The organism is Burkholderia sp. IT-111MI5, assembly GCF_949752865.1.
Classification (GTDB): Bacteria; Pseudomonadota; Gammaproteobacteria; order Burkholderiales; family Burkholderiaceae; genus Burkholderia; species Burkholderia pyrrocinia_C.
In genome coordinates this window covers 185,961-209,372 of sequence record NZ_CATKIF010000055.1, presented here as the reverse complement: position 1 = coordinate 209,372, position 23,412 = coordinate 185,961, and the positions used below count along the sequence as shown (strand labels likewise).

Here is a 23,412-nt window from a genome sequence, read left to right as displayed (position 1 = left end):
GATCCCGGCCGTCACGCGGCCTTCGCGTGCACGCCGAGCCGGCGGAACGCCTGCCCGTGCTCGTCGAACAGATGGCAGTGCTCGGCCTGCGCGTGTACGTGCAGCGCCTCGCCGGTGCGATACGTATCGAGCGGCGGAATCCGCGCGATCAGCCCGTCCGGCGCGACCGCCGACTCCGCGTACAGATACGCGGCATCGCCGAGCGACTCGACGGCCATCGTGCGCGCGGCGACGCCCGTGGCCGCCGTGCCCACCACCAGGTGCTCGGGCCGCACGCCGACCGTCACCGCGGCACCGCGCTGCAGCCCGGCCGCTTCGACCGCGACGTACTGCGTCTCGCCGCTGTCGAAGCGCACGAGCACGCCGCCCGCGTCGACCGATTCGACCGTGCCTTTCAGGAAGTTCATCTTCGGCGAACCGATGAAGCCCGCGACGAACTGGTTCGCCGGCGCGTGATACAGCTCGTTCGGCGTGCCGACCTGCTGCACCGCGCCGCCCGACAGCACGACGATCTTGTCGGCGAGCGTCATCGCCTCGACCTGGTCGTGCGTCACGTAGATCATCGTCGTCTTCAGCTCGTCGTGCAGCCGCGCGAACTCCAGCCGCATCTTCACGCGCAGCGCGGCGTCGAGGTTCGACAGCGGCTCGTCGAACAGGAACACCTTCGGCTTGCGCGTGATCGCGCGGCCGATCGCGACGCGCTGCCGCTGGCCGCCCGACAGCTGCTTCGGCTTGCGGTCGAGCAGGTGATCGATGTGCAGGATCTTCGCGGCCTGCTTTACGGCCTGGTCGATCTCGGGCTTCTTCGCACCCGCGAGCTTGAGGCCGAACGCCATGTTGTCGTACAGCGTCATGTGCGGGTACAGCGCATACGACTGGAACACCATCGCGATGCCGCGCTTCGCGCTCGGCACGTCGTTGACCTTCGCGCCGTCGATCAGCAGGTCGCCGCTCGAAATATCCTCGAGGCCCGCGATCATCCGCATCAGCGTGGATTTGCCGCAGCCGCTCGGGCCGACGAACACGACGAATTCGCCGTCGGCGATGTCGAGGTTCACGTTGCGCAGCACTTCGGTTTCGTCGTAGCGCTTCGCGATATTGCGCAGGAGCACGCTTGCCATGATCTGTCTCCGTTCGTTCGTGATGCGCCGCATTCACGCATGCGGCGCGTAATCGTTGCTAGTTCGGCAGCACCGCGCCCGTCGCCTGCCAGCGCGCGACGTAGCCGGGCAGCTCGTGCATGTCGTCGAATACGTGACGCGCGCCGATGCCGCGCAGCGCGTCGATCTGCGCGGCCGACGCATGCCCGCCGCCGACGAAGCCGAGCACGGTCATGCCGGCCGCGGCCGCCGCGGTGATGCCGGTCACGCTGTCCTCGACGACCAGGCACTGCGCGGGCGCGACGCCGAGCGTGCGCGCGGCCGCGAGATACACGTCCGGCGCCGGCTTCGGCCGCGCGACCGAATCCGCGCAGAACAGCCGTTCGCCGAAGAAGCGCGCGAGGCCCGTGCGCGCGAGCGCCGCCTCGACGTATGCGCGGTAGCTGTTGCTCGCGCAGGCCGTCGTCAACTGAATCGCGCCGAGCGCCGCGTCGATGCCGTCGACCATCGGCGCATTGACGGCCGCCGCCTCGACCGCACGGCGGATCGCGTCGACGTCGCCGGCCGACAGCGTGCGTCCGACGGCGTCGCCCGCACCCGCCAGCACGCGCTCGATGCGCAGACCGAGCAGCGGCATCACGGCCGGACGCGCATCGACGCCCGGCCAGCGCATGTCGAGCTTGCGCACGATCACGTCGGCGGCGACGGCCTCGCTGTCGATCAGCACGCCGTCGCAATCGCAGATCAGCACGTTCGCACCTTGGCCGGCCGCGCTCACTTGACCGCTCCGAACGTGAGCCCGCGCACGAGCTGCTTCTGCGACAGCCAGCCGACGATCAGGATCGGCGCGACCGCGAGCAGCGACGCCGCGGACAGCTTCGCCCAGAACAGCCCCTCGGGGCTCGAGTACGACGCGATGAACACGGTCAGCGGCGCCGCGTTCGAGCTCGACAGGTTGATGCTCCAGAACGCCTCGTTCCACGACAGGATCACGAGCAGCAGCGCGGTCGACGCAAGCCCCGGCAGCGCCATCGGCATCAGCAGGTAGACGATCTCCTGCCACGTCGACGCGCCGTCGATGCGGCCGGCTTCCAGGATGTCCTTCGGGATCTCGTTGAAGTACGTGAAGGTCATCCACACCGCGATCGGCAGGTTGATCAGCGTGTAGACGATCACGAGGCCCGACACCGTGTCGAGCAGCCCAGCGTTCTTCCACAGCAGGTAGATCGGCACGAGCACGCCGACCGACGGCATCATCTTCGTCGACAGCATCCACAGCAGCACCTTCTGCGTGCGGCGGTTCGGGAAGAACGCCATCGCATACGCGGCCGGCACCGCGAACAGCAGCGAGATCACCGTGACGCCCGCCGAGATCAGCACCGAATTCCACGCGAACGAGAAGTAGTTGCTGCGCGCGAACACCTCGCGGAAGCTGTCGAGCGTCGGCATGAAGAACAGCGCCGATGCGTATGCCTGCTGCTCGGTCTTGAACGCGGTGATCGCCATCCAGAAGATCGGGAAGAACAGCAGCAGCGCGATCAGCCACGCGAGCGCGCCGGGCAGCGCGCGCCGCACGAGGTCGAACACGGCCGGCACGCGCCGGCCTTCGAAGGTCAGGTCGCTCATTTTTCGTATTCCCCCTTCAGGTTGCGCGCGAGCATCCGCACGAGGAAGAACGACACGACGTTCGCGACCACGACGGCGATGATGCCGCCCGCGGACGCGAGGCCGACGTCGAACTGCTGCAGGCCGAGCGCGTAGATCAGGTACGACAGGTTGGTCGTCGCGTTGCCGGGGCCGCCGCCGGTCGTCGTGTAGATCTCCGCGAAGATCGACAGCAGGAAGATCGTCTCCATCATCACGACCACGGCGATCGCGCGCTTCAGGTGCGGCAGCGTGATGTAGAAGAACATCGCGATCGGGCCCGCGCCGTCGATGCGCGCGGCTTCCTTCTGTTCCTGGTCGAGCGACTGGATCGCGGTGAACAGGATCAGGAACGCGAACGGCAGCCACTGCCACGCGACGATGATGATCACCGCGGTGAGCGGGTAATCGGCGAACCAGTCGATCGGCGTCATCCCGAACGCGCGCATCGCGTTCGCGACGAGCCCGTACACCGGGTGCAGGATCATGTTCTTCCAGATCAGCGCGGATACCGTCGGCATCACGAAGAACGGCGCGATCGCGAGCAGGCGTGCCACGCCCTGCCCGTAGAACTTGCGGTCGAACAGCACGGACATCAGCACGCCGCCGATCACCGTGATCGCGAGCACCGCGCCGATCAGCACGAGCGTGTGCCAGATCGCGGGCAGGAACGACGGATCGGTCGCGAGGAAGCGGTAGTTGTCGAGCCCCGCGAAACCCTTCACGTCCGGGTTCAGCAGGTTGTAGCGCGAGAACGAATACCAGATCGTCATCGCGAGCGGAATCGACATCCACAGCAGCAGCACCGCGACGGACGGCGAGACGAGCCAGCTCGCGCCGCCGCGCGCGCGGCGCGGCGCGCCCGGCGGCAACGACGCGTCGCCGACCGACGGCGCGTGGCTCAGGGGAAGACGCAGGTGACGCATGATCGGAGTCCCTCCGGTTGATGCGCGGGCGCGAACGGCCTGCCCGCCTTTCGGCTTCGCCGGCCCGCACCGCGCGCGACGGCGCACGGCGCGGGCCACGCGACTGCTTGCGCGTTACTTCTTGTAGCCGGCCTGCCGTACCGCGCGGTCGGCGGCGGCCTGCCCGGCGGCGAGCGCCTGGTCGACCGTCATCTGCCCTGCAACCGCGCCCGCGATCGACTGGCCGACCACCGTGCCGAACGACTGGAATTCAGGAATCCCGACGTACTGCACGCCCGTGTACGGCACCTTCTTCAGCGACGGATCGTTCGGGTCGGCCGTCTCGATCGCCTTCAGCACGAAGTCCGAGAACGGCGCGGCGGCCTTGTACTCGGGGCGCTGATAGGTCGACGCGCGCGTGCCCGGCGGCACCGACGCCCAGCCCTCGTCCTTGCCGACCATCTCGATGTACTGCTTCGACGTCGCCCACGCGATGAACTTGCGCGCGGCGTCCTGCTGCTTCGATGTCTTCGGCACGGCCAGCGCCCACGCCCACAGCCAGTGCGAGCCCTTCGGCGTGGCGGCGACCGGCGCGGGCGCGAAGCCGATCTTGTCGGCCACCTGCGACTGCTGTTTGTTGTAGAGCATCCCGGCCGCGACCGTCGCGTCGATCCACATCGCGCACTTGCCCGACGCGGTCAGCGTCAGGTTCTCGTTGAAGCCGTTCGAGCTCGCTCCCGGCGGCCCGTCCTTCTTCAGCAGGTTCACGTAGAACGTGATCGCCTTCTTCCATTCGGGCGACGTGAGCTGCGCGTTCCAGTTCTCGTCGAACCAGCGCCCGCCGAACGTGTTCACGACCGTCGACACGAACGCCATGTTCTCGCCCCAGCCAGCCTTGCCGCGCAGGCAGATCCCGTAGGTGCCCTTCGACTTGTCGGTGAGCTTGTCCGCGAACTCGGCGATCTGGTCGTAGGTCGGCTGGTCGGGCATCTTCAGCCCCTTCGCCGCGAACAGGTCCTTGCGGTAGAACGTCATCGAGCTTTCGACGTAGAACGGCAGCGCATACAGCTGGCCGTTGTACGACAGGCTGTCGCGCGCGGTCTTCACGATGTCGTTCAGGTCGTAGTCGGCGGGCAGGCCCGTGATCGGCGCGAGCCAGCCGCGCTTGCCCCACTGCGGCGTCTCGTAGGTGCCGATCGCCATCACGTCGAACTGGCCGCTGCCGGTCGTGATGTCGGTCGTCGCGCGCTGGCGCAGCACGTTTTCCTCGAGGATCACCCAGTTCAGCTTGATGTCGGGGTTCGCCTTCTCGAACGCCGGCGACAGCTTCTTCAGCTCGATCATGTCGGGGTTGTTCAGCGTCGCGATCGTCAGCGTGCCGGCGGACGCGGCGCAGGCGGCCGTCGCGAGCGCGGCTCCGGCGAAGCAGCGTGCGGCGGCGTCGAGCATCTTTCGTTGCATGGCATGTCTCCTGTGATTGTTCGATGTGTCGTCGGTCTTGCGTTTCCTTCACGGCCCGTCACGCCGGCCGCTGCATTCCGCACGCGCGCGCATAGTGCGCGATCACGTCGCGTATCCGGTGGCGCACCCACGCGCGCGGCTCCTTCGCGAGCCCGCCCGCGCGGCACGCCGCGTAGACATCCGGCAGCCACTGCGCGACGAGCGTCTCGGGCACCGGCTGCCGCGCGAGGTTGCCGAACAGCTGCTCGACCGCAGCCGCGACGGCCGGCTGCAGCCAGTAGTAGCGAATCCGGTCGCTGTAGCTGAACTGGCGCGCGAGCCGCTGCTCGGTTTCGTCGCCGCGGTAGTACGGCGCCCAGTGCTCGGGCTGCGCGCGCATCGCGGCATCGACGACGTCGCGCAGCCGCGAGCGCTGCGCGACGTCGTCGATCAGCGCATCCTCGATGAACGTCAATGCGAACAGCGCCTCGCGCAACGCGAACGTCAGCGCGGGGCCGACCTTCAGCACCGCGAAGTGGTCGCGCACGAGCGCGGCGAGCGCGCCCTCGGTCTGGTAATCGGTCGAATGCGCCTCGAACACGAGGCGCGGTGTATGCAGGATACTCGCGCCGAGCGACGCTGCCTTGGCGCTGTCGTAGTCGAGCACGTGGCGATCGTCGAAGTCGACGCCCGGCTGCGCGACGATCGCGACGACGCGCGTCCACGCGTCGTCGAGCCCGGCCGCCGCGAACGCGCGGCGGTGCGCGTCGAGCGTCGCCGCGATGCTGTCGCTGCGCGTAACCGCGATCCGAGCGATCGCCGCGCCGTTCGCATCGCCCGGATTGCCGCTGACTTCGCCGCCCGGCGTCGGCACCTCGGTGCCGATCACGTAGACGGGCGCGATACCGGCGCGCGACGCCGCGTCTTCCGCCACGCGGCACAGCTCGGCCGCGCGGGCGGCGATCGTGCGGTCGTCGAGCCGCGCCGGATCGTCCGCGCACGCCATGCTCGCGTCGAGGTGGATCTTTTCGAAACCGGCTTCGACATACGCGGCGACCATCGCACTGGCCTCGCGCATCGCGTCGGCCGCGCGGCGGTGCCGCCACGGGTTCGGACCGAGATGGTCGCCGCCGAGCACGAGCGCCGACGGCGCGAGCCCGCAGCGCGCGGCGATCGCATCGACGTCGCGGCGGAAATCGGCGGGCGTCATGCCCGTATAGCCGCCGAGATGGTTCACCTGGTTGCAGGTCGCCTCGATCAACAGCGGCGAGCCGTCCGCGCGCGCGGCTTCGCACGCGGCCTCCAGCACCAGCCGGTGCGCGCTGCAGATCGAATAGATGCCGCGCTGCGCGTCCGCACGGTTCGCGTCGAAGATCATCCGCAGCACGGCATCCGCGTGCGCGGTGCGCGGGCGTTCGGCGATGGTCGTCAGGCCGGACATGCCACACCTCGTTCGGTCAGGAAACGGTCGATCTCGGCCGCGCTGCTGTTGCCTTCCATCGGGCCGCGCCGCGTGACCGCGATCGCGCCTGCCGCGTTCGCGCGGCGCAGCGCGACCTCGATCGGCACGCCCGCGACGAGGCTCGCGACCAGCGTGGCGCCGAAGCAGTCGCCGGCGCCGGTCGGGTCGATTTCGTCGACCTGAAACGCCGGCGCTTCGGCACGGCTCGCGCGGTCGAACGCGACGCTGCCAGCGGCGCCGCGCTTCAGCACGACGCGCTCGAGCAGCGGATGCGTCGCGAGCAGCCCCGCGATCGCGCGCTCGGCCGGCTGCGGCCCGCAGAAGAACGGCAGGTCGGCCTCGCTCGGCAGGAACAGGTGGCAGGCGGCGAGCATCTCGTCGAGCGCCGCGCGCATCGGGCGGAAGCTCAGCATCTCGGGGCGCACGTTCGGATCGAACGACACCTTCGCGCCGGCGCGCGCGGCCTCGATCACGCCGCGCTGGACCGCCGCGATCGCCGATTCGCTCGTCAGCGACGAGCCCATCACGTGGAAGTAGCGGCAGCCGTCGAACATCGCCGTATCGACGTCGGATGCATCGACACACGCGGCCGCGCTGGCGGAAAGACTGAAGACGAAGCTGCGCGAACCGTCGTCGCGATACGCGACGAACGCGGTGCCGGTCGGGCGCGCGACGCGGCGGATGCGCGCGACATCGACGCCGTCGCGTTCGAGCCGCGCGACGATCGCGTCGCCGAACGCGTCGCGACCAACACAGCCCGCATACGCAACGCGCGCGCCGAGCCGTGCTGCCTGATCGGCAAAGATCGCGGGCGCGCCGCTCGGAAACGGTCCGGCGAACAGGCCCGGCGTATCGAAGCCCTGGCCGCGCTCGGCGGCGACGAATTCGGCGAGCAGTTCGCCGGCGACGACGATCTCGGCCATCAGGCGTGCCCTCCCGAGACCGGCGTGCAAAGGGCCGCAGCCTGTGGCAGCGGCCATCCAAGCGAACATGAATGCCACTTCATCCGTTGCTCCGACAAACCATTATCGGCGGCGAGAAGGAACGGTATGCGCTTGACAGGCCGCTTCGTCCAGGGGGTAGGATCATTGGCATGATCCTTGTCTACCGCTACCGGGTGAAGTCGCTCAACGGGCTGCTTAACAAGCAGAGTCGTGCGGTGAACTACGTCTGGAACTTCTGCAATGACACACAGAAACACGCGCTCATGTGGAGCAAGAAGTGGCCAACAGGTTTCGACCTGAATGGACTGACGAGCGGCAGCAGCAAGGAGCTTGGCATTCACTCCGGCACGATCAACGCAACTTGCTTGCAGTACGCACAATCCCGTAGCCAGCACCGACGCCCTTACCTGCGCTATCGCGGCAAGAGAACGCTCGGATGGGTACCGTTGAAAGGGCGCGACCTGAAGCGTGAAGGCGACGCGTTCCGTTTCGCCGGCAACACCTTCCGCGTGTTCAACAGTCGGCCGCTTCCCGAAGGCAAGATCAAGGATGGAACCAACTTCGCGCAGGATGCGCGGGGCAACTGGTTTCTCAACATCGTGATCGAAATGCCAGATGTTCAAGCGCGCCCGATTCGTTCCGGCGTCGGTATCGATCTCGGCCTGAAAGACTTCGCCACACTTTCGACCGGCGAGAAACTGCCTAACGACCGGTTCGGCCGGCGCGCGGCCGAGAAGCTCGCGAAAGCGCAACGGGCGCGAAAGCACAAACGACATATCGCGAAGCTGCACGCCAAGGTTGCGAATGCCCGCGCCGATTCCCAGCACAAGCTCGCACTCGATCTGGTGCGGCGGTTCGATTACATCGCGGTCGGCAATGTCTCTGCCGTCAAACTCGCCAGAACCAGGATGGCGAAGAGCGTCTACGACGCATCCTGGTCGTCTTTCAGAAACATGCTCCGTTATAAAGCGATCGCGCACGGAGCCACGTTCGAAGAAGTGGACGAAAGCGGTTCTACCCAGTCCTGTTCGGCGTGCGGGTCGAAAGACAGCACGACGCGGCCGAAAGGTATCGCGGGACTGCGAGTAAGAGAGTGGGCCTGCAGTGACTGTGGTGTCGAGCATGATCGTGATACCAACGCTGCGCTGAACATTCTCCGATGCGGACGTGCATCGCCAAGTGTGGGAATCCACCGCCTTTAGGCGGCGGAGGACGTCAAGTCAGCTCATCCAGTTGCCGCCGTCGACGTTCAGCGTCTGGGCGGTGATGTAATCGGCGTCGGCCGACGCAAGGAACAGCGCGGCGCCCGTCAGGTCGCCCGGCACGCCCATGCGGCCGAGCGGCACGGCTTCGCCCACCAGCCGCTTCTTCTCGCCGAGCGGCCGGTTCTCGTAGCGCGCGAACAGCGCGTCGACCTGCTCCCACATCGGCGTGTCGACGACGCCCGGCGCGATCCCGTTCACGTTGATCCGGTGCGGCGCGAGCGCGAGCGCGGCCGACTGCGTATAGCTGATCACCGCGGCCTTGGTCGCGCAGTAGTGCGAAACGAGCGCCTCGCCGCGACGGCCGGCCTGCGACGACATGTTGACGATCTTGCCGCCGCGCCCCTGCTCGACCATCCGCTGCGCGACGGCCTGCATCAGGAAGAACAGCCCTTTCACGTTGACCGCGAACAGCCGGTCGAACACGTCCCACGATTCGTCGAGGATCGGGCGCATGTCGAACAGCGCCGCGTTGTTGAACAGGATGTCGACGCCGCCGAAGCGCTCGACGGCGGTGGCGACGATCCGCTCGATGTCGTCGCGGCGCGTGACGTCCGCGGTGACGGCCACCGCGCGGCCGGGGTTCGCTTCGATGAGCCGCGCAAGCGAGCCGCCTGCCGGCTTCACGTCGACGAGCACGCAGCGCGCGCCCTCGTCCAGATAGCGTTGCGCGACCGCCTCGCCGATGCCGCTTGCGGCGCCCGTCAGGATCGCGACCTTGTCTTCCAGTCTCACTGGTTGTCTCCGGTTCGTTCTGCTGTACGACGGTCGCGAGGTGAGCGAACGCTCGCCGACCGATCAATTGCTCTGTTGTTGATCGAATGATCGGATACGCGATTCGCGCTGTCAAGGCAACGCGACGGCTTTCTATGACGCGCTGCGGCACAACGGCGCATCGCACCGGCCCGCAGCGCACGCCCGGCAAGGCGCGGCGCGCGCGGTGCGGTGCGGCCGGATCGGCGATGAAGGGGACGGAGCGTGGACGGAACGGGGAATTCGCGCTGCACGGCGCGGCGATACGTTATATCATCGCCGTACTCTGTTTCCCCTGCCTGCTTCACGCCATGGCTACCTCATCGTCCATTGACGCCCGGCTGTCCCGGGCCGACGCATTCGCCGCCGAGCACGGGCTCGCGTGGACGCCGCTGCGCCGCCAGGTCTACGAACGCGTGCTGGCCGCGCAGCGCCCGATCGGCGCGTACGACCTGCTCGCCGAGCTCGAACCGCAGCGCGGCCGCGTGCCGCCCACGACCGTCTATCGCGCGCTGGATTTCCTCGTCGAGCACGGTTTCATCCACCGGATCGAATCGAAGAACGCGTTCTTCGCGTGCTGCGAGATCGGCGTGCCGCACGAAGGCCAGTTCCTGATCTGCGATTCGTGCGGCGACACCGTCGAGATTCCCGGCGGCGACCTCGCGAAGCAGTTGTCCGCGAGCGAGCCCGCGCACGGTTTCGAAGTCCACCACCAGGTCGTCGAGCTGAGCGGCCTGTGCGGGCACTGCAAGCGCAAGCCCGCACAACGCTGACGCCGCATCGCGCGGCGCATGCGCCGCCTTTCCAACGAGGAGTTTCATGTTCATTGCCTTGAAGCGCGCGCCGCGGCGCGCCCTGTCGCCTCTCCGCTGGCTTGCCGCCGCTGCCGCCGCGCTGTCGCTCGCGGCGCCCGCGTTCGCGCAGGCTGCGACCGTCAATGTCGTCGCCGCCGAGAATTTCTACGGCGATGTCGCGGCGCAGATCGGCGGCCGCCACGTCGCGGTCACGAGCATCCTCAGCAATCCCGACCAGGATCCGCACCTGTTCGAAGCCAGCCCGAAGACCGCCCGCGCGCTCCAGCACGCGCAGGTCGTGATCTACAACGGCGCCGACTACGATCCGTGGATGGGCAAGCTGCTCGGCGCATCGAAGCAGGCGAAGCGCGCGACGATCGTCGTCGCCGATCTCGTCGGCAAGAAGGCCGGCGACAACCCGCACCTGTGGTACGACCCGGCGACGATGCCGGCCGCCGCGCGCGCGATCGCGGCCGAGCTCGGCCGCGCCGACCCGGCGAACAAGGCCGACTACGACGCGAACCTGCAGAAGTTCGTCGCGTCGCTGAAGCCCGTCGACGACAAGGTCGCCGCGCTGCGCGCGCAGTACAAGGGCGTGCCGGTGACGGCCACCGAGCCCGTGTTCGGCTACATGTCCGACGCGATCGGGCTCGACATGCGCAACCAGCGCTTCCAGCTCGCGACGATGAACGACACCGAGGCGAGCGCGCAGGACGTCGCGGCGTTCGAGAACGACCTGCGCAAGAAGCAGGTGCGCGTACTGATCTACAACAGCCAGGCCGAAGCGCCGATGACCAAGCGCATGCTGAAGATCGCGCGCGACGGCGGCGTGCCGGCCGTCAGCGTCACCGAGACGCAGCCTGCCGGCAAGACCTTCCAGCAATGGATGGCCGGCCAGCTCGATGCGCTCTCCAGCGCGCTTTCGGCCGGCAAGAAATAAGCGACTGCAACGACATGACCGCCACTCCCCACGCACTCGCAGTCAATCGCGTCACGCTCGAACTGGGCGGACGCACGATCCTGCGCGACGTCAGCTTCTCGATCGAACCCGGCGAATTCGTCGGCGTGCTCGGGCCGAACGGCGCGGGCAAGACGACGCTGATGCGCGCCGTGCTCGGCCTCGTGCCCGTCTCGGCCGGCACGCTGTCGGTCGGCGGCGTGCCGGTCGTGCGCGGCAACGCGTCGATCGGCTACATGCCGCAGATCAGGAGCGGCCTCGCGAACCGCCGGATGCGCGGCTACGACTTCGTCGCGATGGCCGCCGACGGCCATCGCTGGGGGCTGCCGCACACCAACGCGGCGACGCGCCGCGACGTCGACCGCGTGCTCGACCTCGTCGGCGGCCCGACGCTCGCGCGCCGACCGCTGTCGGAGCTGTCGGGCGGCGAGCGGCAGCGCCTGCTGCTCGCGCAGTGCCTGCTCGGCAGCCCGAAGCTGCTGCTGCTCGACGAACCGCTGATCAGCCTCGACCCGAACCACCAGCGCGGCGTGGTCGAACTCGTGCGCAACGTGCAGCGCGAGCTCGGCATCACCGTGCTGTTCTCCGCGCACGAACTGAATCCGCTGCTGAACGCGCTCGACCGCGTGCTGTATCTCGGCAATGGCGTCGCGGCGCTCGGCACCGTCGACGAGGTGATCACGAAGCCCGTGCTGTCGCGCCTCTACGGATCGCCGATCGACGTGATGCGCGTGAACGGCAAGATCTTCGTGATGTCGGGCGACGTCGAGATCGAGAAGCACGACCACGAACACGAGGACGACGACGGCCACTCGCACGGCGGCGGCGGCCACGGCCATCACCACCACGGACACGCTCATCCCGGGCATTCGCACGATGTTTGAATACGACTTCATGATCAACGCCTTCGCGGCGTCGGGCATCGTCGCGGTGCTCGCGGGCATAGTCGGCTACTTCCTGGTGCTGCGCGGGCAGACCTTCGCCGGCCATGCGCTGTCGCACGTCGGCTTCACCGGCGCGACGGGCGCGGTGCTGCTCGGCATCTCGCCGATCTGGGGGATGGTCGGCTTCACGCTCGCGGCCGGGATCGGGATGGGCGCGCTCGGCGAACGGCTCGCGGGCCGCGACGTCGCGATCGGCGTGATCCTGTCGGGCGCGCTCGGCTTCGGCCTGCTGTTCCTGCATTTCTATACGTCGTTCGCGACGCAGGTGACCGCGCTGCTGTTCGGCAACGTGCTCGCGGTCAACCACGACACGCTCGCGGTACTGGCCGGCATCGGCGCGGTGAGCCTGATCGCGCTCGCGCTGATCGCGCGGCCGCTGCTGTTCGCGTCGCTGCAGCCCGAACTGGCCGAAGCCAAGGGCGTGTCGCTGCGCACGGTGTCGATGCTGTTCCTCGCAGTGTGCGCGCTCGCGGTGGCCGCCGCGACGCAGATCGTCGGCGTGCTGCTCGTGTTCACGCTGCTGGTCGGGCCGGCCGCGGCCGCGCAGAACGTGTCGACGCGGCTGTCGACGGGCGTGCTGCTCGCCGCGCTGTTCGCGCTGTTCGAGGCGTGGGCCGGCATCACGCTTGCATATCACACCGACTGGCCGACGAGCTTCTGGATCACCGCGCTGTCGGCGCTCGTGTACGGCGCGAGCCTGTTGCGACGCCACTGATCGCCGCCCGATGCCAATGAAAACGCCGGCGTGCCCGAGGGCAGCGCCGGCGTTTTTTATGCGCCCGCAATCGCTTGCGGCGATGCGTGCGTTACCTGACTCCGCTCATCGGGCGAGCACGCGCGCGTGATGCGCAATGTGATCGGCGATGAACGTCGAGATGAAGTAGTACCCGTGGTCGTAGCCCGGATGGCGGCGCAGCGTCAGCGGCTGGCCGGCCTTCGCGCACGCGGCTTCGAACACGTCGGGGTTCAGCTGGTTCGCGAGGAATTGATCGGCGAGGCCCTGGTCGACCAGGATGCCGTCCGCGAACTTCGGCGCATCGGCGCGCGCGACGAGCTCGCTCGCGTCGTGCGCGTTCCACGCGTCGCGATCGTCGCCGAGATAACCCGAGAATGCCTTCTCGCCCCACGGGCAGCGTGTCGGCGCGGCGATCGGCGCGAACGCCGACACCGACCGGTACAGGCCGGGATGACGCAGCGCGAGCGTCAGCGCGCCGTGCCCGCCCATCGAGTGGCCGAAGATCCCGAGCCGCGCGCCGTCGATCGGCAGCTCGGCCGCGACGAGCTCGCGCAGCTCGCCCGCCACGTACGACTCCATCCGGTAATGCGTGGACCACGGCGCTTCGGTCGCATCGACGTAGAAGCCCGCGCCGACGCCGAAGTCCCACGCATCGGTCTCGCCCGGCACGCCCGCGCCGCGCGGGCTCGTGTCGGGCATCACGAGCGCGATGCCGTGCTGCGCCGCGTATTGCTGCGCGCCGGCCTTGATCGCGAACGTCTCGTCGGTGCAGGTCAGCCCCGCGAGGTAGAACAGCGCCGGCACGCGGCCGTGCGCGGCCTGCGGCGGCAGGTACACCGAGAACTTCATCGGCAGGCCGATCGCCGTCGAATCGTGGCGGTAGAAGCGCTGCTCGCCGCCGTGGCACGCATGCGAGGAAACGAGTTCGAGCATGACGGTGCGCTCCCGGTCAGTACAGCACGACCGAGCGGATCGACTCGCCCTGCTTCATCAGGTCGAAGCCTTCGTTGATCCGCTCGAGCGGCAGCGTGTGCGTGATCAGGTCGTCGATGTTGATCTTGCCTTCCATGTACCAGTCGACGATCTTCGGCACGTCGGTGCGGCCGCGCGCGCCGCCGAACGCCGAGCCCTTCCACTCGCGGCCCGTCACGAGCTGGAACGGACGCGTGCTGATTTCCTCGCCCGCCGCGGCCACGCCGATGATGAACGACTGGCCCCAGCCCTTGTGCGTGCACTCGAGCGCCTGGCGCATCAGCTTCACGTTGCCGACGCATTCGAACGAGTAGTCGGCGCCGCCGTCGGTCAGCTGCACGATGTGGTCGACGACGTTCTCGACTTCGTTCGGGTTGATGAAGTGCGTCATCCCGAACTTCTTCGCGAGCTCGACGCGCTTCGGGTTGATGTCGACGCCGATGATCTTGTCCGCGCCGACCATCTTCGCGCCCTGGATCACGTTCAGGCCGATCCCGCCGAGGCCGAACACGACGACGTTCGCACCGGCCTCGACCTTCGCCGAGTAGACGACCGCGCCGACGCCCGTCGTCACGCCGCAGCCGATGTAGCAGATCTTGTCGAACGGCGCGTCCTCGCGCACCTTCGCGACTGCGATTTCCGGCACGACGATGTAGTTCGAGAACGTCGACGTGCCCATGTAGTGGAACAGCGGCTTGCCGTCGAGCGAGAAGCGCGACGTCGCGTCGGGCATCAGGCCCTTGCCCTGCGTCGCGCGGATCTTCTGGCACAGGTTGGTCTTGCGCGACAGGCAGAACTTGCACTCGCGGCATTCCGGCGTGTAGAGCGGAATCACGTGGTCGCCCTTCCGCACGGTGCCGACGCCGGGGCCGACGTCGACCACCACGCCCGCGCCTTCGTGGCCGAGGATCGCCGGGAAGATCCCTTCCGGATCGGCACCCGACAGCGTGTAGTAGTCGGTGTGGCAGATGCCCGTCGCCTTCACTTCGATCAGCACTTCGCCTGCGCGCGGCCCTTCGAGATCGACTTCCTCGATCGTCAGCGGTGCACCCGCCTTCCATGCAATCGCGGCTTTCGTTTTCATCGTGTCACTCCTGTCAGTCAATTAGGTTGCCCCGGGGCGGCGCTTCGGCGCTTACGCAGGTCCCATTCGCACCGGGCCCCGTTCAAAGCTGTCGAAACCATGCCGCGCGACCTCGCGCGCGACACGGCAAAAGCATCTCGTGCTCGCCATGATGGCCGCTCCCGCCGCGCACCGCGAGCGGGAAACGGTCGCCGGCTTGCCACGATGCGTCATCGCTGACGCAAAAGAACAAGTGTTCGAGTTTAAACGCCCGTCGTGAACCATGCATCCGTGCGCGCATACAGATCGATGAAGCGGGCGTGGCGCGCGGCCAGCAGGCGGTCGTCGCGCGGCGCGGCGACCGGCGACGCGGCCGGCGCCAGCGCGCGCAACGCATCTTCGCGCCAGTGTCCGATCGCGACGCCCGCGAGCAGCGCGGCGCCGCGCGTCGCGGCGTTCGGGCAATCGATCGCGTGCAGCGACGCGCCGAGCGCATCGGCGAGCAACTGGCGCCAGCGCGGATCGACCGAGCCGCCGCCCGCGAGACGCAGCGTCGTCACCGGGTCGCGACGATCGGCATCGCGGATCGCATCGAGCCCCGCGCGCAGTGCGAACGCGACGCCTTCGAACGCGGCACGCATCATCGCGCCGCGCGTGTCGCCGAGCCCGAGACCGAGCCAGCCGCCGCGCGCATCGGGGTTCATCCACGGCGAACGCTCCCCGGTCAGGTAGGGCAGGAAGCACAGCCGTTCCGACGCCGGTTGCGCGAACGCGTCGTCATACGCATCCGCCCATCCCGAATAACCGAGCCAGCCGCGCACGGCTTCGAGCGCGAGCCCGACGTTCTGCATCGCGGCCATCGTGTAATAACCGCCGCCGGCCGCGGCGCGATAGCGATGCAGCCCGCGCTGCGCAGGCGGCAGCGCGTCCGCGAGCACGACGATCTGGCCGCCGCTGCCCGTCGTCAGCAGCGCGTCGCCGGCCGCGGCGAGCCCGCTGCCGAGCGCCGCGCATGCGGTGTCGGCCGCGCCCGTCGCCAGCGGCACGCCGGCCGGCAGGCCGAGCGCCGCGGCCGCCTGCGCGCCGAGCACGCCGCAGCGCGCAGTCGACGCAAGGACCGGCGCGAACCGGTCGGCCGGCAGGCCGAGCGCTGCGATCAATGCCGTATCCCATGCGCCGTCGGGCGTCGCGAGCGCGGTCGCGCACGCATCGCTCGGATCGGCCGCGACGTCGCCGCCGAGCGCGATGCGCAGCCAGTCCTTCGGCTGCACGGCCCAGCGCGCGGCGCGCAGCGCATCGGGCTCGTGCTCGGCCAGCCAGCGCAACAGCGGGCCTGCCATGCCCGGCGCAACGGGGTTCGGGGCGACGGGCGATCCGGCGACGGGCAATCCGGCGGCGGGCGATCCGGCGACGGACCAATCGGACGCGTCCGCTTCGCGCACCGCGCGCGTGTCGGGCCACAGCAGCGCGGGCCGCACCGGCTGCCCGGCCGCGTCGATCAGCACGACGCCATGCATCTGGCCCGAGAAGCCGATCGCCGCGACCTGCGCGCGCTCGCCGGCCGGCAGCCGCGCGGCCGCGCGCACGAGCGCCTGCCACCACGCATCGGGCGCGATCTCGACCCAGCCGGGCCGCGGCGACGACAACGCATAAGGTTCGCTCGCGACCGCGCGCTCGACGCCATCGGCATCGAGCGTGACGAGTTTGACGGAGCCGGTGCCGAGGTCGATTCCGAGCAGGCGCATGACGTGACGGTGAATTCGAATGAACGGATGTCGATGATAACGGGATCGCGATACTCGCCCCGGCTTTTGCGGTCACCGCAGCGCAATGCGATGTACGGAAGCCGCAGTCGGCAGCCTGGTTTCGCCGGGCTGCACCTTGCGTGCAAAAGCGGCCGTTCGCGGGTTAACCCGGCGCGGTTTTCCGACACCCCTTTTTGCCACTATGCGGCCGCGCCGATACACACCATAAAGCGGCCGATATTTGACATGGGGGCCGGCGCTATTTTGAAGGGCTATAAAACCGGGGAACCTCACTCCTGCGGCAGTTTCCCGATGATCGACACCCTGTTTCATGCCGAAATGGCATATCGAACCAGCAAAGCACGGAATAGAACCCAGCGCTCTTGTTGCGTGGATTCATTCCGCATAACTTCGTATCACCCCGAAAACAAGATCATGGAGTGAGACAGATGCAATCGAACACGGTCCATCCGTGCGATGAGGTGCTGCCGACCGGCAAGCTGGTAACGCTTGGCCTGCAACACGTCCTCGTCATGTACGCCGGCGCCGTCGCCGTGCCGCTTATCGTCGGCGGCGCGCTCAAGCTGCCGAAAGACCAGATCGCGTTCCTGATCAGCGCCGATCTGTTTTCGTGCGGCATCGCCACGCTGATCCAGACGCTGGGCCTGTGGATCTTCGGGATCCGCCTGCCCGTCATCATGGGCTGCACGTTCGCGGCCGTCGGCCCGATGATCGCGATCGGTACGAACCCCGGCCTCGGCATTCTCGACATCTTCGGCTCGACCATCGCGGCCGGCATCATCGGCATCGTGCTGGCGCCGACGATCGGCAAGCTGTTGCGGTTCTTCCCGCCGGTGGTCGTCGGCACCGTGATTGCCGTGATCGGGCTGTCGCTGATGGAGGTCGGCATCAACTGGGCCGCCGGCGGCGTCGGCAACCCCGAATACGGCAGCCCGGTCTATCTCGGCCTGTCGCTGCTCGTGCTGACGCTGATCCTGCTGATCAACAAGTTCGGGCGCGGCTTCATCGCGAACATCTCGGTACTGCTCGGCATCGTCGCCGGCTTCGTGATCGCGTTCATCCTCGGCCGCGTGAACACCGAAGGCGTGTCGCTCGCGCCGTGGGTCGGCTTCGTGATGCCGTTCCACTTCGGCTGGCCGCATTTCGACCCGCTGTCGATCGCGACGATGGTCACGGTGATGTTCGTCACGTTCATCGAATCGACCGGCATGTTCCTCGCGGTCGGCGACATGGTCGATCGTCCGGTCGACCAGGATCGCCTGGTGCGCGGCCTGCGCGTCGACGGCCTCGGCACGCTGATCGGCGGCATCTTCAACTCGTTCCCGCATACGTCGTTCTCGCAGAACGTCGGCCTGATCGGCGTGACTGGCGTGAAGAGCCGGTTCGTGTGCGCGACGGGCGGCGTGATCCTCGTGATGCTCGGCCTGTTCCCGAAGATGGCGCAGGTCGTCGCGTCGGTGCCGCCGTTCGTGCTCGGCGGCGCGGGCATCGTGATGTTCGGGATGGTGGCCGCGAACGGCATCAAGGTGCTGTCGAAGGTCGATTTCGTGAACAACAGCCACAACCTGTTCATCGTCGCCGTGAGCGTCGGCATGGGCCTCGTGCCGGTCGTGTCGCCGCACTTCTTCTCGAAGCTGCCGCCCGCGCTCGCACCGATCCTGCACAGCGGCATCCTGCTGGCATCGGCCACGGCCGTGATCCTGAACATCGTGTTCAACGGCGTGAAAGGCGAAAAGGATGCGCGCTGCGACATCCGCCGCGCCGGACACGACTTCGACGGGCGCCCCGCCGACGTGCACCACTGATCGCGCCGCGCCGGACGACGGCGCAACGCGGTAATGAAAAAACGCCACGGACTTTCGTCCGTGGCGTTGTCGTTTCCACATACCGCCGGTTCGACGGACAGGAGCGGTCGCCCGCTCCCGCGCTGCTTCGCGCTTACCCGTTGGTTGCCGCCGACGACGCGGGCGCCGGGGCGGCCGCCTTGTCGTAGTCGACCGGCTCATCCGGCGCGCGCGGCGTCTCGCCGGCCCGCTGGGTCCAGCCGCCGCCCAGTGCGCGGTACAGGTCGACCAGGTTCGTCCAGCGCGCCAGGCGCGCGCTGATGAGCGTCTGCTGCGCCGAGTACAGGTCCGTCTGCGCGGTCAGCACCGACAGGTAGCTGTCGACGCCGTTCTTGTAGCGCAGGTCCGACAGGTCGAAACGACGCTGCTGCGCGTGCTCGTTGCGCTCCAGCGCGGCGATCTGCTGGTCGTACGTGCCGCGTGCGGCCAGCCCGTCCGACACTTCGCGGAATGCCGACTGGATCGCCTTCTCGTAGTTCGCGATCTCGATGCGCTTCTGCACGTGCGCGAGATCGAGATTGGCGATGTTCGAACCGCCCTCGAAGATCGGCAGCGCAATACTCGGCGCAAACGACCACGCCGCCGTACCGGCCTTGAACAGGCCGCCGAGCGTCGGGCTCGCGGTGCCGAATGCCGCGGTCAGCGAGATCTTCGGGAAGAACGCCGCGCGTGCCGCACCGATGTTCGCGTTCGCGGCCAGCAGCGTCTGCTCGGCCTGCATCACGTCCGGACGGCGCGTCAGCAGGTCCGACGGCAACCCGGCCGGCACGTCCGTCAGCAGGTTCTGCGCGTCGAGCGGCATGCCCGGCGGCAGGTCGTCCGGCAGCGGCTCGCCGATCAGCAGCACCAGCGCGTTCAGCGCCTGCGCACGCGCACGCGCCTGCGCCTGCTGGTTCGCGAGCGCCGTCTCGACCACCGTCTGCGACTGACGCAGCTCGAGCTCGGAGCCCGTGCCGTTGTCGAACTGCAGCTTCGTCAGGTCGTACGACGCCTGAGCGGACTTCAGCGTGTTCTCCGTGACCTTCAGCAGATCGTCGGTCGACAGCAGCGTCAGGTACTGGTCAGCCACCTGCGACACCAGCGAGATTTCCGACGCCTGCCGCGCGTATGCGGTCGACAGGTACTGCGCGAGCGCCTGATCCTTCAGGCTCTGCACGCGGCCGAACAGGTCGAGCTCCCACGACGCGGAAAGCCCGACGTTGTAGGTGCGCGAGATCAGCGGCTGCCCCGTCGACGACACGCCGGCCGGGAACCGCTGGATGCTGCCCGTACCGGTGCCGTCGAGCGTCGGGAACAGGCCCGCGCGCGTGATCTGGTACTGCGCGCGCGCCGCCTCGATGTTCAGCACCGACACGCGCAGGTCGCGGTTGTTCTTCAGCGCGATCTCGATCAGCCGCTGCAGGCGCGGATCGACGAAGAATTCGCGCCAGCCGATGGCGGTCGCCGCCTGGCCGTTCGCGCTGCGCGCGCCGGCAGCGCCCGGCTGCGTCGCGTAGACGCCGCCGGCCGGGTACGCCTGCGCGACGGGTGCGTCGGGCCGCTTGTAATGCGGCGCCATCGTGCAGCCCGTGGCAAAGAGCGCGACCGCGATTGCAGTCAAAGCGTGTTTTTGCATCATCACTGTCCCTTGTTGCCTTCGTCGCCGTTGCCCGGCTTCTCTTCGTGCTTCGCGTGCTCCTGAGCCAAGCGCAATGCCTCGTCGGCATCTTCCCGTTCGCCGCTGAAGATCGCGCGGACCTTCACGAAGAACATCGGGATCAGGAAGATCGCGAGGAACGTCGCCGTGATCATCCCGCCGATCACGCCCGTGCCGATCGCGTGCTGGCTCCCCGAGCCCGCGCCGTTGCTGATCGCGAGCGGCATCACGCCGAGAATGAACGCCATCGACGTCATCAGGATCGGGCGCAGCCGCTGGCGCGCCGCTTCCAGTGCGGCCTCGACCGGCCCCATCTTCTCCGTCACCTGCAACTCGCGCGCGAACTCGACGATCAGGATCGCGTTCTTCGCGGACAAGCCCACGGTGGTCAACAGGCCGACCTGGAAGTACACATCGTTCTCGAGGCCGCGCATCGTCGCCGCGAGCAGTGCACCGATCACGCCGAGCGGCACCACCATGATCACCGAGAACGGGATCGACCAGCTTTCATACAGCGCCGCGAGACACAGGAACACGACGAGGATCGAGATCGCGTACAGGATCGGCGCCTGCGAACCGGACTGGATTTCCTGGAACGACAGGCCGGTCCACGAATAGCCGATACCGACCGGCAGCTTCTTCGCGAGCCCTTCCATCGCGGTCATCGCCTGACCGGTCGACTTGCCCGGTGCGGCCTGACCCTGGATTTCCATCGCCGAGATGCCGTTATAACGCTCGAGCTTCGGCGAACCGTACGTCCAGTGACCGGTCGCGAACGCGCTGAACGGCACCATCCCGCCCGACCCGTTGCGCACGTACCAGATGTTCATGTCCTCCGGCGTCATCCGGAACGGCGCATCGGCCTGCACGTAGACCTTCTTGATCCGGCCATCGGTGTCGAGGAAGTTGTTCACGTACTTCGACGCCCACGCGATCGAGAACGTCTGGTCGATCGCATCCGCCGTCACGCCGAGCGCATTCGCCTTCTCGCGGTCGATGTCGACCTTGTACTGCGGCGTGTCGTTCAGGCCGTTCGGGCGCACGCCCTGCAGCGTCGGATCCTTCGAGGCCATCCCGAGCAACTGGTTGCGCGCGGCCATCAGCGCATCGTGGCCGAGACCGGCATTGTCCGTCAGCTCGAAGTCGAAGCCGGCGGCCGTACCGAGTTCAGGAATCGACGGCGGGTTGAACGGGATCACGATCGCGTCCTTGTAGCCCGCATAGCGCCCGAACATCCGGCCGATCAGTGCCTGCACCTTCTGGTTCGCATGCTGACGCTGCGAGTAGTCCTTCAGGCGCACGAACACGAGACCCGAGTTCTGGCCGCGACCCGCGAAGCTGAAGCCGTTCACCGTGAACGCCGATTCGACGATTTCCTTCTCGTCCTTCAGCAGGTAGTCGGAAATGTTCGCCAGCGTCTTCGCGGTCGTTTCCTGCGTCGAACCCGACGGCGTCTGCACGATCACGAACATCAGGCCCTGGTCTTCATCGGGCAGGAACGACTTCGGCAAGCGCACGAACAGCAGGCCGACCCCGACGATCACGGCCAGGTAGATGATGAGCCAGCGGCCCGAGCGCTTGATCACGTGGTGCACGCCGACGTGGTACTTGTCGCGGCTGTTGTTGAACGTGCGGTTGAACCAGCCGAAGAAACCCTTCTTCTCTTCGTGATGCCCTTGCGGGATCGGCTTCAGGATCGTCGCGCACAGTGCCGGCGTCAGAATCAACGCGACGAGCACCGACAGCACCATCGCCGTCACGATCGTCAGCGAGAACTGGCGATAGATCGCGCCGACCGAACCGCCGGAGAACGCGACCGGCACGAACACGGCCGACAGCACGAGCGCGATGCCGACGAGTGCGCCGGTGATCTGGCCCATCGCCTTGCGGGTTGCCTCCTTCGGTGACAGGCCCTCTTCCGCCATCACGCGCTCGACGTTCTCGACCACCACGATCGCATCGTCGACCAGCAGGCCGATCGCGAGCACGAGGCCGAACATCGACAGCGTGTTGATCGAGAAGCCCACCAGCGACATGACTGCGAACGTACCGAGCAGCACGACCGGCACCGCGATCGTCGGGATGATCGTCGCCCGCAGGTTCTGCAGGAACAGATACATCACGAGGAACACCAGCACGATACCTTCGAGCAGCGTCTTGACCACTTCCTCGATCGACAGCTTCACGAACGGCGTCGTGTCGTACGGATACTTCACGACGAGGCCGTGCGGGAAGAACGGTGCCAGCTCGTCGATCTTCGCGCGCACGGCCTTCGCGGTCGCGAGCGCGTTCGCGTTGGTCGCAAGCTGGATACCGAGTGCCGCGGTCGGCTGACCGTTGTACTTCGTGTCGAAGTTGTAGTTCTCGCCGCCGAGCTCAAGCTTCGCGACGTCCTTCAGGCGCACCTGCGAGCCGTCCTGGTTGACCTTCAGCAGGATGTTGCCGAACTGCTCGGGCGTCTGCAGCAGCGTCGATTCGGTGATCGTCGCCTGCAGCACGGTGCCCGGCTTCGCCGGCGTGCCGCCGATCTGGCCACCCGCGATCTGCACGTTCTGCGCGGTGATCGCCGAGCTCACGTCGACCGGCGTGAGGCCGTAGTTCGTCAGGCGGTTCGGGTCGAGCCAGATCCGCATCGCGTACTGCGAGCCGAACAGCGTGACGGTACCGACGCCGTTCAACCGGCTGATCGGATCCTTCACGTGCGACGCCACGAAGTTCGCGAGGTCGTACTTGTTCATGCTGCCGTCTTCGGAGTTGAAGGCGAGCACCAGCAGGAAGCTGCTGCTCGACTTCGTCACCGACAGGCCGAGCTGCTGCACGACCTGCGGCAGAACCGGCGTCGCGAGCGACAGCTTGTTCTGCACCTGGACCTGCGCGATGTCGGCGTTGGTGCCCGGCGCGAAGGTCAGCGTGATCGTTGCGTTGCCCGAGTCGTCACTCGTCGACGACATGTACAGGAAGTTGTCGAGACCGCTCATCTGCTGCTCGATCACCTGCGTCACCGTGTCTTCCACCGTCTTCGCGGAAGCACCCGGGTAGTTCGCGGTGATCTGGATCGATGGCGGCGCGATCGTCGGATACTGCGAGATCGGCAGCGTGAAGATCGCCGCGACCCCGGCCAGCATCAGGATGATGGCGATCACCCACGCGAAGATCGGGCGATCGATAAAAAACTTTGCCATGAAACAG

Annotated in this window: 19 protein-coding genes; 6 read left to right on the top strand and 13 right to left on the bottom strand. The window is 67.6% G+C overall.

Going from position 1 to position 23,412, the window contains the following annotated elements; genetic code table 11:
- Window positions 1-11: 11 nt before the first annotated feature.
- The 7 genes from ACM6JT_RS28140 to ACM6JT_RS28110 all read right to left on the bottom strand — a co-directional run bounded on the left by ACM6JT_RS28140 (window position 12) and on the right by ACM6JT_RS28110 (window position 7,474).
- A complete protein-coding gene (locus ACM6JT_RS28140; protein WP_407970824.1) occupies window positions 12-1,121 on the bottom strand; it encodes an ABC transporter ATP-binding protein in 1,110 nt (369 codons plus the stop codon).
- Between the two features lie 58 nt (window positions 1,122-1,179).
- Window positions 1,180-1,878, bottom strand: a complete 699-nt coding sequence (locus ACM6JT_RS28135) for an HAD family hydrolase (protein ID WP_414857708.1) — start codon at window positions 1,876-1,878, stop codon at window positions 1,180-1,182.
- Window positions 1,875-2,726, bottom strand: coding sequence for a carbohydrate ABC transporter permease (locus ACM6JT_RS28130; protein WP_034178886.1), 852 nt, complete (start codon window positions 2,724-2,726; stop codon window positions 1,875-1,877). Before ACM6JT_RS28130 ends, ACM6JT_RS28135 begins: the two co-directional genes overlap by 4 nt.
- Window positions 2,723-3,670 (bottom strand): carbohydrate ABC transporter permease, encoded by a 948-nt coding sequence (locus ACM6JT_RS28125; RefSeq protein ID WP_407970827.1) that lies wholly within the window; start codon window positions 3,668-3,670, stop codon window positions 2,723-2,725. Before ACM6JT_RS28125 ends, ACM6JT_RS28130 begins: the two co-directional genes overlap by 4 nt.
- 114 nt (window positions 3,671-3,784) lie before the next feature.
- Complete coding sequence (locus tag ACM6JT_RS28120) at window positions 3,785-5,110, bottom strand: ABC transporter substrate-binding protein (protein ID WP_414857707.1); 1,326 nt, start codon at window positions 5,108-5,110, stop codon at window positions 3,785-3,787.
- Between the two features lie 58 nt (window positions 5,111-5,168).
- Complete coding sequence (locus ACM6JT_RS28115; protein ID WP_414857706.1) at window positions 5,169-6,530, bottom strand: D-tagatose-bisphosphate aldolase, class II, non-catalytic subunit; 1,362 nt, start codon at window positions 6,528-6,530, stop codon at window positions 5,169-5,171.
- A complete protein-coding gene (locus tag ACM6JT_RS28110) occupies window positions 6,518-7,474 on the bottom strand; it encodes a sugar kinase (RefSeq protein ID WP_414857705.1) in 957 nt (318 codons plus the stop codon). The genes ACM6JT_RS28115 and ACM6JT_RS28110 overlap by 13 nt, the downstream gene beginning before the upstream one ends.
- Window positions 7,475-7,644: 170 nt before the next feature.
- Between ACM6JT_RS28110 and ACM6JT_RS28105 the strand changes: the two genes are divergently transcribed.
- On the top strand, window positions 7,645-8,697 hold the full coding sequence (locus ACM6JT_RS28105) for an RNA-guided endonuclease InsQ/TnpB family protein (protein WP_034178891.1): 1,053 nt from the start codon (window positions 7,645-7,647) through the stop codon (window positions 8,695-8,697).
- An 18-nt stretch (window positions 8,698-8,715) separates the two neighbouring features.
- Here ACM6JT_RS28105 and ACM6JT_RS28100 read toward each other — a convergent pair whose 3' ends face one another.
- Window positions 8,716-9,492: an L-iditol 2-dehydrogenase gene (locus tag ACM6JT_RS28100; protein ID WP_034178892.1), complete on the bottom strand. Its 777-nt coding sequence runs from the start codon at window positions 9,490-9,492 to the stop codon at window positions 8,716-8,718.
- Between the two features lie 329 nt (window positions 9,493-9,821).
- Between ACM6JT_RS28100 and ACM6JT_RS28095 the strand changes: the two genes are divergently transcribed.
- The 4 genes from ACM6JT_RS28095 to ACM6JT_RS28080 are packed head-to-tail and all read left to right on the top strand — an operon-like array spanning window position 9,822 to window position 12,921.
- Window positions 9,822-10,283 carry a Fur family transcriptional regulator gene (locus ACM6JT_RS28095; RefSeq protein ID WP_011546084.1) on the top strand — a complete coding sequence of 154 codons (462 nt, stop codon included), beginning with the start codon at window positions 9,822-9,824 and terminating at the stop codon, window positions 10,281-10,283.
- Window positions 10,284-10,329: 46 nt separating this feature from the next.
- On the top strand, window positions 10,330-11,244 hold the full coding sequence (locus ACM6JT_RS28090) for a metal ABC transporter solute-binding protein (RefSeq protein ID WP_414857704.1): 915 nt from the start codon (window positions 10,330-10,332) through the stop codon (window positions 11,242-11,244).
- A 14-nt stretch (window positions 11,245-11,258) separates the two neighbouring features.
- Window positions 11,259-12,146: an ABC transporter ATP-binding protein gene (locus tag ACM6JT_RS28085; protein WP_414857703.1), complete on the top strand. Its 888-nt coding sequence runs from the start codon at window positions 11,259-11,261 to the stop codon at window positions 12,144-12,146.
- Window positions 12,139-12,921: a metal ABC transporter permease gene (locus ACM6JT_RS28080; protein ID WP_034178895.1), complete on the top strand. Its 783-nt coding sequence runs from the start codon at window positions 12,139-12,141 to the stop codon at window positions 12,919-12,921. Before ACM6JT_RS28085 ends, ACM6JT_RS28080 begins: the two co-directional genes overlap by 8 nt.
- A 105-nt stretch (window positions 12,922-13,026) precedes the next feature.
- Here the strand turns inward: ACM6JT_RS28080 and fghA are convergent, their stop codons facing one another.
- The 3 genes from fghA to ACM6JT_RS28065 all read right to left on the bottom strand — a co-directional run bounded on the left by fghA (window position 13,027) and on the right by ACM6JT_RS28065 (window position 16,722).
- On the bottom strand, window positions 13,027-13,875 hold the full coding sequence (fghA, locus tag ACM6JT_RS28075; RefSeq protein WP_243564857.1) for an S-formylglutathione hydrolase: 849 nt from the start codon (window positions 13,873-13,875) through the stop codon (window positions 13,027-13,029).
- A gap of 16 nt (window positions 13,876-13,891) precedes the next feature.
- Window positions 13,892-14,998 carry an S-(hydroxymethyl)glutathione dehydrogenase/class III alcohol dehydrogenase gene (locus tag ACM6JT_RS28070; RefSeq protein WP_034178897.1) on the bottom strand — a complete coding sequence of 369 codons (1,107 nt, stop codon included), beginning with the start codon at window positions 14,996-14,998 and terminating at the stop codon, window positions 13,892-13,894.
- 242 nt (window positions 14,999-15,240) lie between these two features.
- Window positions 15,241-16,722: a xylulokinase gene (locus ACM6JT_RS28065; RefSeq protein ID WP_414857702.1), complete on the bottom strand. Its 1,482-nt coding sequence runs from the start codon at window positions 16,720-16,722 to the stop codon at window positions 15,241-15,243.
- A gap of 449 nt (window positions 16,723-17,171) precedes the next feature.
- Here ACM6JT_RS28065 and ACM6JT_RS28060 point away from each other — a divergent pair, with 449 nt between their 5' ends.
- Window positions 17,172-18,548, top strand: a complete 1,377-nt coding sequence (locus tag ACM6JT_RS28060; protein WP_034178899.1) for a nucleobase:cation symporter-2 family protein — start codon at window positions 17,172-17,174, stop codon at window positions 18,546-18,548.
- A gap of 133 nt (window positions 18,549-18,681) precedes the next feature.
- On the opposite strand, the gene ACM6JT_RS28055 is transcribed toward ACM6JT_RS28060, so the two are convergent.
- Window positions 18,682-20,205, bottom strand: coding sequence for an efflux transporter outer membrane subunit (locus ACM6JT_RS28055; protein ID WP_105390040.1), 1,524 nt, complete (start codon window positions 20,203-20,205; stop codon window positions 18,682-18,684).
- Window positions 20,205-23,405 (bottom strand): efflux RND transporter permease subunit, encoded by a 3,201-nt coding sequence (locus tag ACM6JT_RS28050; protein ID WP_105390039.1) that lies wholly within the window; start codon window positions 23,403-23,405, stop codon window positions 20,205-20,207. The genes ACM6JT_RS28055 and ACM6JT_RS28050 overlap by 1 nt, the downstream gene beginning before the upstream one ends.
- Between the last annotated feature and the right edge of the window lie 7 nt (window positions 23,406-23,412).